Here is a 13025-nt window from a genome sequence, read left to right on the forward strand (position 1 = left end):
TCCAGCTTATTGCGCAGTATCCTTCACCATGTCCAGATCAGCAGCACTGGCGTTGGAAATAACCTGTTCTACATTCTTACAACCCGGAATCACACTGGTTACTGCGGGATGCTGAAGGCACCACGCCAAAGCCCACTGCGCCATATCAAGACCCGAAGGCACTTCGTTGGCAGCAATTTCAGCTACAGCCCGCAGCTGCTTTTGTCTTACATCCTCTTTATGGTTAGCGCGCACATCACCCTGACCAAATACCGCATCCGGCTTGTACTTGCCGCTTAAATAACCACTCGCTAACGGAACACGCGCCAACACACCTAATTGATTCTCGATGCAGAGTGGAAGAATCTCTTCCTCCGGTTGACGATCCAGCCGATTATATACTACTTGTATGGCCTCTGCCTGCACATCCGCTGCCGCAGAGGTCTGATGTACACCCGAGCCCGATGCGCTGATCGAGACACCAAGGTGACGGATTTTGCCTGCCTGCTTTTGTCTGTCGAGCATACTCCACAGCTTGTCATTATCGAATTGCTCATCGGTTCCGGAATGGAATTGATAGAGGTCGATATACTCGGTCTGGAGTGCACGCAGTGAATCATCCAGCTGCTTCAGCACATCCTCAGCACGCCATAGCTGTTCCCGCTGCAAATGACCCTGAAAATGATGCCCGAATTTCGTAGCCACAATCCAGTCCTCACGCTTCCGGCGAGCCAGATAGCCCCCGATGAACTTCTCAGACAAATGATCTCCATAACACTCTGCCGTATCAATCAGATTAATGCCCAGTTCTCCAGCCTTATCCAGCATAGCGTCAACTTCCGCTTGAGTGAAATCCTTGCCCCATTCTCCACCGAACTGCCAAGTACCCAAGCCGATCACCGATACATTCATCCCTGTACTGCCAAGTTTACGATATTTCATCATCATTTCCTCCTTTGTTCTATCAAAATAATTCATTCACAGGACTAAGCGACCTTATTTCCATCTTGCACCGTTCTAGCGAATCGCGCCTCAATAGCTTTAACTCCCCATAACGACAGTCCAATAAATACTAAGACATAGATGATCTCCCATGGTTGGCGAATGAAGCGTTCCAAGTCATTGCCAATGTATGAAACCGCAAATACCATGATTGCTTTGCCCACAGTCAGTGCAAGGAGATATGAGCGAAATCTCATCCCAGCAAGACCAGCAGCCATATTAATTACAACGAAGGGCCCTACCGGGAATATACTAAGCAGAAACACATAACTGAATCCGCTTTGCCGCACCCAAGTCATACTTTTGGCTACCTTTGGCCGTTCTGCCCATTTTCGCAGATACCGATGCGAAGCTACTTTGCGAATAATCCAAAATGTTGTCACACAGCCCGCAACCAAACCGAGCCAAGAATACAAAAAACCTAACCATAAACCATATACAGCCCCGTTTAATCCTACGATTGCAATAGTTGGTAGTGGTGGTATAAATGATTTCATAAACGTTAATGCGATGCCCGGAAAGGGCCCAAACGAACGATATTGTTCAAGCAGATGCCGCAGATTATCCTCTGTAAGCCAAGATATAATATCAAGATAGTACATAACCAGCTGATCTCCTCATCCGATTGGAATTCTTAACACCTGGTCTCAATTATACACGAAGTTTCGATCATTCCTACAGCCCTTCCAATATAAAGAAAACAAGCTAGAACTACATGAATGACAGCAAGCTAATCATCCGTTACCATAGATAGAAAATACATATGAGACAGGGGCGCATGGTTATGATTCTCCATTCAGAAGCCTTGGATCTACAACGCACCACTAAGCAGGATTTAGCGTTCGTTCTAGCCATTGAACAAAGTGAACTAAACCGCGTCTACATCGGTCAATGGAGTAAGGAGGAGCACACTACAGCTCTCCAAGATCCAGATATTCTACACCTTACAATTTGGGACAGCACAGGGAAAAGAGTCGGCTATATGATCGTAACAGGGCTTCAAGACACCCATCTTACCGTTTGCATTAAAAGAATAGTCATCCATTCCAAGGGGTTTGGGTATGGCAAGCTGTCGCTTCGTCTCGTGACCGACTGGATCTTTTGCAGCACTGAAACGCATCGTCTATGGTTAGATGTTAGAGACCACAACACCAGGGCACGGCATGTCTATGAAAGCTGCGGCTTTACACTGGAAGGCACTCTACGTGATTGCATAAAAGTAGGTGAACGCTTTGAATCTCTGCATATCATGTCCATCTTACGGCATGAGTATATAGCGCGTACAGAGCGTGAGCAGAAGGATAAATAGATTAGGGAAACCCTCCCTAATTATTGGTCTTTTAAACGATAAAAATTGCACTTTGGGGAACCCCCCCCTAATTTTTAGCGGTTTGGAACAAAATCGGCCTTATTTTAGTGTTTTTTAGGGAGATTTTCCCTAAAACATCTAGTTCGGGCCGTAATCGGTTAATTTTGGGGAGAATTTCCCTAAAAAGTATATTACGAGCCGCGAAGCAGCTACGGACACACAAAAAGCCGAGCACCAAGCCTCCTGATCTAGAAGCTTACTACTCGGCTTTCAATTCATTCACCTCAAACCTCTCCACTGTAACAATTGGCCTGCTCACCAGCCGCCATCAAACCCGCAACCACAACGGTGGTCACATACTTACGGGCATCTGCCGTCAGCAACAATAGCTCTATCGAGCTCTTGGCCGGTTCCCCTCTAACAAACTTTATTCGAGCGCCGTCCAAGTCCTCTTGGATACTGGCAATTGTATATCCTTTAAAGAGCAGCCCGTCGATCTCTTGCTGTTCTTTGGCATATTCCGCATAAGCAGACATTAGACTACACCTCCGCTAATTTCCGCCTTAGACGGAAGAGCGGCCTCCGATGCAAAACGCTTGCGTTTTAAATATTTTCCCGAACCGGCCTTGCCGACAAATTGCTTATCTCGAATTACAAACTCGCCTCGACTGAGGACGGAAACAGGCTCTCCCTTTACATCAAACCCCTCAAACGCATTATAATCGACGTTCATATGATGCGTGTCCGCAGAAAGTGTTCTTTCTACAGAAGGATCAAAGATGACTAAGTCAGCGTCGCTACCTACCGCTACTGTGCCTTTTTGCGGATACAATCCAAACAGCTTGGCACTGGAGGTCGATATGATGTCTACGAATTTGTTCAACGAGATCCGGCCTTTCTGCACCCCTTCCGAATATAGAATCGTAAACCGATCCTCGATGGTCGGGCCACCATTCGGGATTTTGGAGAAATCACCAAGTCCCAGATCCTTTTGTCCTTTGAAATCAAAGGAGCATTGATCCGAGCCAATCGTCTGCAAGCTTCCGCTCCACAGCGCATCCCATAGCACATCCTGATTCCACTGCTCACGCAGCGGCGGAGACCACACGTATTTGGCGCCTTCGAAATTAGGCTTTTCCAGCGCCGTCTGATCCAGCACTAAATACTGTGGACAAGTCTCGCCGTAGACACGCAGTCCCTTTTTACGCGCTTCAGCAATCTTCCAAGCGGCTTCCGCACAGGTCACATGTACAACATACAGCTGTGAATCCGTCAGTTCGGTTAAATAAGCCGCGCGTCCTGTGGCTTCACCTTCCAGCTCCGGTGGGCGGGTCAGCGCATGAAAGATCGGGTCGGTATTGCCAGCGGCTAAAGCCTGCTCCACCAGGTATTCAATGACATCCCCATTCTCCGCATGCACCATCACAAGCGCACCTTCTTTTTTCGCGGCTTGTAGCGTCTTAAAAAGTGTGCCGTCATCTGCCTGAAAAGTATTCTTATATGCCATAAATACCTTAAGTGAGGTAATGCCTTCATTCTCAATAATCTCCGGAAGCTCGCCCAGTACTTTATCGTTTAATTCCGAAACCATAAGGTGGAAGCTATAATCAATAACCGCTTTATCCTGCGACTTATGATGCCATGTATTGACGGCTTGCTGTAGCGGTTGTCCTTTGGTTGTTAAGCAAAAATCAATAACTGTAGTCGTTCCGCCATATGCAGCCGCAATGGTTCCCGTCTCGAAATCATCCGCTGTAACTGTACCGCCAAAAGGCATATCCAAATGCGTATGCGGATCAATACCGCCAGGAAATACATAACACCCAGAGGCATCTATAATCTCCGCACCTGGAGACTCCAAATGGAGACCAATCGCTGTAATAACACCATTTTCAATAGCCACATCGCCTGTATAAGTATCTGCTGCGGTAACAATGATTCCATTCTTAATAATTTTCTTCATCCTTACACCACCTCCGCTTCCGAATAGGAGCCGTTCAAACTACTGATCACTTTCTGGCGTTCATTCCAGGTTAAAGGCGCAGCCCCAGTGTCCACTGGAACCATATCAATCGCCCCGTCTGCTGGACAGACAATAGAACAAAGATTACAGCCTACACAGTCTTCCTCGCGCACCTGTAGAATAGCTTCCCCATCTGCATTCGTTAACATATCAATACATTGATGTGAAGCATCCTCGCAGGCAATATGGCATTTATTACAGTTAATACAATTCTCTTCATTAATGCGTGCAACGACCTTATAATTGAGATCCAGATCTCCCCAGTTGGAGTATCTGGATACCGATTTTCCGATTAGCTCTGTTACGGAAGCCAACCCTTTGTCATCTAAATAGTTGTTCAGCCCATCGATCATTTCTTCCACAATCCGGAAGCCATGATGCATAACCGCTGTACACACTTGAATGCCCGTAGCGCCCATTAACATAAATTCAACAACATCCTGCCAGGTTGAAATCCCCCCAATGCCTGAAATAGGAATACCTACCCCACGGTCACGAGCGCACTCAGCCACCATACTAAGCGCAATTGGCTTCACAGCCGGACCGCAATAGCCGCCATGCGCACCCTGGCCCCCAACGTTCGGAATCGTATTCCAGCTATGAATATCTACCCCTGCAAGACTGTTGATGGTGTTGATCATACTAATCGCATCCGCCCCACCCTTAACCGCATGACGGGCAACGACAGTGATATCCGTAATGTTGGGCGTCAGCTTCACAATCACCGGAGTGGTCGCCACTTCTTTTACCCAAGTGGTCTGCGCCTGCACCAGATCAGGCTGCTGCCCCGAAGCCGCGCCCATCCCACGCTCAGCCATCCCGTGTGGACAACCAAAGTTAAGCTCCAGACCGTCTACGCCGACATCTTCTACCCGCTTAACAATCTCATGCCACTTATGCTGCGAAGGTTCTACCATCAGGGAGGCAATAATAGCGTGATTCGGAAATCTCTTCTTCGTTTCATAAATCTCCTTCAGATTGACCTCAAGCGGACGGTCGGTGATCAATTCGATATTATTAAAGCCCGCAACACGTTGCCCGTTGAAATTCACTGCCGCAAAACGCGAAGAGGTATTAATAATCGGATCACCGAGCGTCTTCCACACTGCCCCGCCCCAACCTGCTTCGAAGGCCCTTTGCACTTGATAACCTGTATTCGTAGGCGGCGCAGAGGCAAGCCAGAACGGATTGGGTGATTGGATTCCTGCGAGATTAATACTTAAATCTGCCATTGATGTTCCCTCCCTGTCTTGTATGATCCAATTTGATTTCTAAGCTCAACCCGCAGATCTAACGACAACCTCCTGCTGGCCTGAGAACTGTTTCACAATTGCATAGGCTGCATCCTTCCCCTGCTGCGCAGCTGATACCACCATCGCCTCACCTTTACCTGAGCCAAATATGATATCACCAGCGGCATAAATTTGCGGATCGGAGGTTTGGCAAGTAGCCTCATCTACCCTCACAACGCCGCGGTCATGCACAAGGTCTAAGGAATCTATTAGATCCAGGCGACGCTTTTGACCAATAGCAATTACAACCGCATCTACAGGAATCAAGAATTCAGAACCCGCTATAGGGATAGGCACTGGACGTCCATCCTTGCCCAGCTCATCCGTCAGCTTCATCTGCACACATTCCAGTGCGGTTACATTCCCAAGCTCATCCCCCACGATACGTTTCGGTAAGGTGAGCCAGCTAAACTCTACACCTTCCTGCTTCGCAAATTCATATTCAAAGTCATAAGCCGTCATCTCTTCGCGAGTCCGGCGGTAGACCATTTTTACATTAGCGGCTCCAAGTCGTACTGAGCATGTAGCTGCATCAATAGCTGTATTACCTGCACCAATGACAGCAACCCGCTGACCCATCAGCTCTAGCAGAGGAATGCCAGTCTTAGTCGATTCTACAAGCGCAATGGCATCATATACACCAGCCAATTTTTCACCTTCAATCCCTATCGGAGGTACATAACCCATACCCGCTGCCAAAACGATGGCATCATAGTTCGACTTCAACTCTTCTACAGAGACATCTACTCCAACTTTTACACCTGTACGTATTTCTACACCCAGCTTCTCTACCTGCTCCACTTCCCAGAGCGATATAGCCTGCGGAAGCCGAAATGACACAATCCCATGCGTATCCAATCCACCTGCCAGCTCTTTCGCCTCGTAAATCACTACAGCACAACCTTCACGAGCGAGCTCCCTAGCCGCTGACAATCCGGCAGGACCACCGCCGATTACAGCTACTTTTTTTCCATTAGGAATACCTGCTTTAAATAATTGAACTCCGCTATTCATCGCCCAATCTGTCGCATAACGCTGCAGCAGTCCAATTTGGATCGGCGCCGAAGCATCATTTAACACACAGGCTCCTTCACACAGTTCATCCGTAGGACAAACACGAGCACAGCTGGCACCCACAGGATTGGAATCCATAATCGTCTGTGCTGAGCCCTTCAAGTTGTCAGTAGCGATCCGTTTAATAAAAGAGGGAATATTAATACTGGTCGGACAAGCTTTTATACAAGGGGCATCGTAGCAATATAAACAGCGATTGGCCTCATCCATGGCACCCTTATGGGTCAGAGGCGGCTCAGCCTCGGCAAAGTTACGCATAAACATATCTGGTGTAAATGCTGTTAACGGAGAAGAATGCTCCATCACTAGTCCCTCCTTATGGATAATTTTTCTTATTTGTGTTATATAATATAACACAAATTCAACTTTTGTCTGAATATTTTACTTACATCCTAGAATTAATGTAGTAATATAAGCATTATCAGAAAAAAAACCTTCACTTTCTCCCTGATAGAGTTATATATACTAACATCTGTTAATCAAACTATAGTCATTTCGAATTTTTGATGCATTAGACACTTTGTCTAATTTCAAAACCGTATTTTTTACGTGTGAGAATAGGCTGAGAATAACAAGACCTAAACAGAGGGTAGCGCACAGAACCGCGAGGGGGAATATCTATGGATTGGGAGCTTGTATTAACCATTCGTGACGCTTTAAAAAGACCACTATTCACAGAAGCCGAAGTCATCGGCGGTAAAAGCGGCTTAAGCCGTGCGATTCGTTGGGTACATGTACTGGAAAGTGCCAATTTCGATACCCTGATTCATGGAGAAGAAATGATTTTGACTACGGGGATTGGTGCAAGTGTCGATCTGTCCTCCTCCTTGGAATTTATGCAGAATTTAATTGATAAGAATGCAGCTTGCCTATGTATTGAACTAGGTACTTACTTCAGCACCATCCCGCAAGAAATGATCGACTTAGCCAACACAAATGACTTCCCGCTGATCATTTTCACCCGAACGGTCCGCTTCGTAGATATCACTCTGGACCTCCACTCCATCATCATCAATCGGCATCACCGGATGCTGCAAGAACTCGAAAGCATCTCTCGTGAATTCCATCGTCTGACATTGACCTCACAAGGAACAGTGAAGGTGCTGCAATTATTATGTAAAAGCACCCGCACACAAATCGTCTATATGCAGCTGCAAGGCAAGCCCTTATTCTTCCCGGCGCTTTCTCCCGAAGAGCAAGCACCTCTGCTGGATTTCTTCACCGCCTTCGGTGACGAGCTGGAAGGCATTCAACCAGACACCGCTCCTTACACCCGAGAATACGGGCAAAAGACGATCGCCGTTAAACCTGTGGGCGCGCTGGATCAGACCTGGGCTTACATCCTGATGGTATGCAATCACAAGCCACAGGAATTTGACTGCCTGCTGCTGGATTCCGCCTCTCTGTCCATCGCTCAGGAGCTGCTGCGTACTCGGTATATGGAGGAGCGTAAGCTTTTTTCAGAAAATCTATGGGTCGACGAGCTAATCAACGGACGCATAGAGGATGATAACCGCCTAAAGGGACTGATCGGAACGAGCTTCAACGTAGTCAATGAGCTCCCTTACCGTGTATGCCTTATCGAGATCAAGAACCCCAGAGATGTAAAATGGAACAGCTCAGAGAACGAATGGGAATCCATCACCTTCCACCTTTCGCTCATCCTGCGTTCCATTTTCGAAAAATATTCCCTGCGTCCGCTGATCACACTCAAGAACAATCGCCTCACCGTCATCGCACTCGACATTCAATCGAAAATGCCTGGAAAAATGCGACTTCAACAAGCACTCGAATCCCTTCAACATATCCGCTCCGACGAGAAGCTGAAGGATTTACAGCTAGTCATCGGAGTCAGTAAATCGCATAAGCGTCTAAAACAAGCCTTTACCGGATATCAAGAAGCGCTGCAAGCTTTGTCGCTATACTCTTGTTACCAGAAGTCACTGCTCTTCTACGAAGAACTTGGCGTATTCCAGCTACTGCTTAGCCTAAATGACGGAAAGACATTACAAAATTTCATCCGCAGCTATCTGGGTCCGCTGATTGACCACGACCAAACTAAGGGCAGTGAACTACTCCTCACTCTGCGTGTCTATCTGGATCATGATGGTTCCAAACAGATTGCCGCGCGAAATTTATTTATCGTCAGGCAGTCACTGTATTATCGTCTCGACAAAATAACAGAGTTGTTAGGGGAGGACTTCATGCAGCCAGAGAACCGAATCTCCATTCAGGTCGCTCTACGCGCCTATCAATTCCTGTACCCGGACAAAATTACTTTGCCCAGCCCCCGTTCAGTACAGATTTAAACGTATCGATAATGAACGCTACATCTTCATCCGTCGAGGATAACGGAGGAGCGAAGGTAAGCACATTATTGAACCCGGCTACTGTATCGCCATTCTTACCGATAATAAGTCCCTTGGATTTGCATTCAGCAATGATGCCTTTAACGATATTCAGCTCAACCGGCTTTTTGCTAATTTTGTCTTCAACCAGTTCAACCCCTGTCACCAAACCAAAACTGCGGACATCACCCACAAGCTTGTGATCCAGCAACTCGCTGAATGCAGCGTTAAGCCTTTTGCCCAAAAGCTCTGCACGCTCCACCAGCATCTCCTGCTCAATAATCTCTAGATTACGAAGCGCCAGTGCACAAGAGGCAGGATTGCCACCAAAGGTATTCACATGGCGAAAATGACCGTAATCATCACTATTATCTTTGAACGCCTCGTAGATCTCTTTACGCACAGCAGTGGCAGACAAGGGAAGGTAAGCACTAGTCAGCCCCTTAGCCATCGTAACAATATCAGGCTTCACGTTGTAATTGTGGTGTCCGAATTTCTGTCCGGAACGGCCAAATCCGCATATGACCTCATCGATAATGAGCAGCACTCCATGCTCACGACAGATTTCCTGCACTCGATCCAGATAGACCTGATGCGGTACAATTACACCGCCACCAGTAATCACTGGCTCCATGATTACCGCCGCTACCGTCTCCACACCTTCCCAAATAATCATGTTCTCAATGGACTGTGCACACTGGAGGTTAAATTCTTCTACAGACATCCCTGCCGGGCGGCGGTAGCTGTCCGGGGGAGCTACATGCAAGAACCCACCCGTCAGCGGTTCATATTTATATTTGCGCTGCGCCTGACCCGTTGCGGACAACGCGCCAAGCGAACTGCCATGATATCCACGATAACGCGCAATGAATTTATGGCGATAATGCTGGCCGATTTGCTGCTGATATTGGCGGACCATTTTGAAAGCAGCCTCGTTGGCCTCTGACCCACTATTGGAAAAAAAGATCACGTACTCGTCTCCAAGCCACTCATTTAGCTTCTCCGCCAGCGCAATCGCCGGGAGATGACTTTGTGTCAGAGGAAAATAGGGCAGGGTCAGCAATTGGTTGTATGCAGCTTCTGCCAATTCCTTGCGGCCATACCCCACATTTACGCACCACAGACCAGACATTCCATCCAAAAATCGATTGCCCTGAATATCCGTAATCCATGATCCGCTCGCCGAAGCGGCTATCATAGGCGGGTTTTTCTCACTATAAGGTGTAATATTGTGCCACAAATATTTCTGATCCTTGTTTACCGCAAGCTCGCTATCATTCCCCAGACTCTGCATAACTCTTCTCCTCTCAACATTCCATTCTCATTAATAACGGGCAGTAATCATCTTTTTGCGCGTATAGAATTCCACCCCATCACGCCCATTGGCATGCAGGTCTCCATAGAACGATTTCTTATAACCCGAGAAGGGGAAAAAGGCCATCGGCGCAGGCACACCCAGATTGACGCCCAGCATCCCTGCATCAATTTCTTCCCGGAACTCGCGGATCGCTTTTGCACTATCTGTGTAAATACATGCCCCGTTCGCAAACGGAGATTGATTCGTTACTGAAATAGCCTCACTTAGACTCTTCACACGGATCACTGACAATACCGGTGCAAAAATTTCATCCTTCCAGATGGTCATTCCCGGCTGCACATGATCAAATATTGTCGGTCCGATAAAATAACCAGCATCGCCGGTCGCAGCATCTTTCCGCCCATCCCGCACAAGCTCAGCTTGTTCAGCCTCGCCAGTCTCAATATAATGCAGCGTTCGATCCTTATTGGATTGACGGATCACAGGACCTAGAAACACTCCAGCCTCGGCGCCATTGCCGATCTTTAATTCATCCGAAGCTGCCACTAGACGACTAACCAGTTCTTCAGCGATATCCTCATGAACTACCACAACCGAGCAAGCCATACACCGCTCACCCGCAGAACCAAAGGCTGCCGCGATAATATTCTTCACCGCATTGCCCAGCTCCGCATCAGGTAGCACAATCGAATGATTCTTGGCTCCAGCCAGTGCCTGCACCCGCTTTCCCTGCGCCGTCCCAGTTTTGTACACATATTCCGCTACCGGCTGGGAACCCACGAACGAAATCGCCTTCACCTCTTCATGCGCCAGCAGCCCGTTCACAACCTCATGCGCCCCATGAACGACATTCAGCACGCCTGGCGGAAAGCCCGCTTCAGCAAACAGTTCAGCTAACCGATTAACCAGCAGCGGCGTACGCTCAGAAGGCTTCAACACAAAGGTATTGCCGCAAGCAATGGCGAGCGGAAACATCCAGCAAGGGACCATCATCGGAAAATTGAAAGGAGCAATCCCACCGATAACGCCTAGCGGATAGCGGTACATCCCGGATTCAATTCCCGTAGCGATATCCGGAAGCTGGCTGCCCATCATCAACGTGGGGATGCCTGCGGCAAATTCCACACATTCAATGCCGCGCTGCACCTCGCCTTGCGCTTCTTCCAGACTCTTGCCGTTCTCCAGCGTAATCAGCTCCGCCAGCTCATTCCAATGTTCTACCAATAGCTGTTGATATTGAAAAAAATAACGCGCACGACGCGGCACAGCGACTCTTTTCCACGATTGAAATGCCGTAGCCGCAGCCTCGACCGCCATACTAAGCTCTTCTTTGCTTGATATAGGCACATAGGCAATCACTTCACCAGTCGCGGGATTGTATACCTCTTCTTCCAGTCCGGATAAAGATTCTACCCAAGCTCCATTCACATAATTCTTAACTTTTTCAACCTGCGTTACTAGGAGAGACATAGCTCGCACCTCTTTCTCTGTTTCAGATGCACTGATGGACTGCTGATTACAATAGATGACCGCCAAATCAGGCGGTCATCTACTATAACACTTGAGCTCAACTGGTTATTTTCCTGCCATTTCTACGATTTCGTTCGTGTAAGCTTCATCCACTTTAGCAGGCTCTTTAATGACACCGAACTTTTGCGAAATATCAGCCGTTTGCTGGAATGCAACCGCATCGGTATACCCCATCTTGGAGCTGTCGAAGCCCTCAGGGAGAATCAGTTTGGCAACCTCAGTCATCATCGTCAACTGATGTTCCTTCGTTGTACTGCCGTCTTCCGCTTGCTTCATTACACTGTCTACTGCCGCCGCAGGATCGGCAATGGCATCCTTCCAGCCTTTCAATGAGGCACGAACAAACTTCGCCGCAGTCTCTTTGTTCTCCGCAAGCCATTCTTTGTTGGCGAACAAGTTATCCTCAAGCATCGCAACACCTTCCGTGTTCATATCGATGACATTCAGATCTTCCGCTTTTATGCCCGACTCCAGCACAACTTGATACTCGTTGTAAGTCATTGCCGAGGCTGCATCGATTTGGTCACCTAAGAACTGATCCATTGTGAACCCTTGCTTCGTAAAGCTTAGATCTTTGTTCGGATCAAACTTGTATTTATCAAATAGGGCCAATAATTCAAATTCATTCCCCCCCATCCAGTTGCCGACCTTCTTACCCTTAAGATCAGCCGGGGAGTTGATGCCTGCAGATTTCTTGGAGACTAGGACAAGTCCACTCTTTTGGTAGATCTGAGCAATTTGCACGAGTGGCATCCCCTGTTCAAGACTCGGAAGCAAGCTGGCTACCCAGCCAACACCGATATCCGCTGAGCCGCCTGCCACTTGCTGCTCCGGAACAATATCCGGGCCACCAGGCATGATCTCTACATCCAGTCCTTCCTCCTTGTAATATCCTTTATCCTGCGCCACAAAATACCCTGCAAACTGTGCCTGCGGTACCCATTTCAACTGCAATTTCACTGTAACCGGATCAGCCACTGGTTCGGTAGCTGCACTTGCCTCAGGAGCTATTGAAGCCTCAGGTGCAGTAGTTGCCTCAGTGGCCGAATTATTATTGTTGCCTCCACACCCTGCCATTAAAGAAACTACCAACATCATCACTACCGCCAACATTCCACCACGAAATTTGCGTTTTTTCCCGTTCATCAAT

General features: G+C 47.9%; 11 protein-coding genes. 2 read left to right on the forward strand and 9 right to left on the reverse strand.

Annotated features, from left to right (window positions below):
- Nucleotides 1-6 precede the first annotated feature (6 nt).
- Nucleotides 7-921: an aldo/keto reductase gene (locus tag NST74_RS28130; protein WP_076120221.1), complete on the reverse strand. Its 915-nt coding sequence runs from the start codon at nucleotides 919-921 to the stop codon at nucleotides 7-9.
- A 44-nt stretch (nucleotides 922-965) separates the two neighbouring features.
- On the reverse strand, nucleotides 966-1583 hold the full coding sequence (locus tag NST74_RS28135) for a TVP38/TMEM64 family protein (protein WP_341115549.1): 618 nt from the start codon (nucleotides 1581-1583) through the stop codon (nucleotides 966-968).
- Nucleotides 1584-1765: 182 nt separating this feature from the next.
- On the opposite strand from NST74_RS28135, the gene NST74_RS28140 reads away from it, so the two are divergent.
- Nucleotides 1766-2290 carry a GNAT family N-acetyltransferase gene (locus NST74_RS28140; RefSeq protein ID WP_341115551.1) on the forward strand — a complete coding sequence of 175 codons (525 nt, stop codon included), beginning with the start codon at nucleotides 1766-1768 and terminating at the stop codon, nucleotides 2288-2290.
- A 284-nt stretch (nucleotides 2291-2574) separates the two neighbouring features.
- Here the strand turns inward: NST74_RS28140 and NST74_RS28145 are convergent, their stop codons facing one another.
- From NST74_RS28145 to NST74_RS28160, 4 genes are read right to left on the reverse strand one after another with little or no spacing between them, the layout of a single operon-like run.
- The gene (locus NST74_RS28145) at nucleotides 2575-2826 is read right to left on the reverse strand and encodes a hypothetical protein (RefSeq protein WP_076120218.1); all 252 of its coding nucleotides are present in this window, start codon (nucleotides 2824-2826) and stop codon (nucleotides 2575-2577) included.
- Nucleotides 2826-4253, reverse strand: a complete 1428-nt coding sequence (gene hydA, locus NST74_RS28150) for a dihydropyrimidinase (protein ID WP_341115556.1) — start codon at nucleotides 4251-4253, stop codon at nucleotides 2826-2828. The genes NST74_RS28145 and hydA overlap by 1 nt, the downstream gene beginning before the upstream one ends.
- A 2-nt stretch (nucleotides 4254-4255) precedes the next feature.
- Nucleotides 4256-5545, reverse strand: a complete 1290-nt coding sequence (preA, locus tag NST74_RS28155) for an NAD-dependent dihydropyrimidine dehydrogenase subunit PreA (RefSeq protein WP_341115558.1) — start codon at nucleotides 5543-5545, stop codon at nucleotides 4256-4258.
- A 45-nt stretch (nucleotides 5546-5590) separates the two neighbouring features.
- Nucleotides 5591-6982, reverse strand: a complete 1392-nt coding sequence (locus NST74_RS28160) for an NAD(P)-dependent oxidoreductase (RefSeq protein ID WP_341115559.1) — start codon at nucleotides 6980-6982, stop codon at nucleotides 5591-5593.
- Between the two features lie 317 nt (nucleotides 6983-7299).
- Between NST74_RS28160 and NST74_RS28165 the strand changes: the two genes are divergently transcribed.
- Nucleotides 7300-8988, forward strand: coding sequence for a PucR family transcriptional regulator (locus NST74_RS28165; RefSeq protein WP_341115560.1), 1689 nt, complete (start codon nucleotides 7300-7302; stop codon nucleotides 8986-8988).
- Here the strand turns inward: NST74_RS28165 and NST74_RS28170 are convergent.
- From NST74_RS28170 to NST74_RS28180, 3 genes are all read right to left on the reverse strand, one after another.
- Nucleotides 8954-10321, reverse strand: coding sequence for an aspartate aminotransferase family protein (locus NST74_RS28170; protein WP_341115562.1), 1368 nt, complete (start codon nucleotides 10319-10321; stop codon nucleotides 8954-8956). The two genes, NST74_RS28165 and NST74_RS28170, sit on opposite strands and share 35 nt — an antisense overlap.
- Nucleotides 10322-10351: 30 nt before the next feature.
- On the reverse strand, nucleotides 10352-11815 hold the full coding sequence (locus NST74_RS28175) for a CoA-acylating methylmalonate-semialdehyde dehydrogenase (RefSeq protein ID WP_341115564.1): 1464 nt from the start codon (nucleotides 11813-11815) through the stop codon (nucleotides 10352-10354).
- 105 nt (nucleotides 11816-11920) lie between these two features.
- Nucleotides 11921-13021, reverse strand: a complete 1101-nt coding sequence (locus tag NST74_RS28180; protein WP_341115566.1) for an ABC transporter substrate-binding protein — start codon at nucleotides 13019-13021, stop codon at nucleotides 11921-11923.
- Between the last annotated feature and the right edge of the window lie 4 nt (nucleotides 13022-13025).

The sequence above is a fragment of the Paenibacillus sp. FSL F4-0125 genome (assembly GCF_038008565.1).
Taxonomy (GTDB): Bacteria; Bacillota; Bacilli; order Paenibacillales; family Paenibacillaceae; genus Paenibacillus_AQ.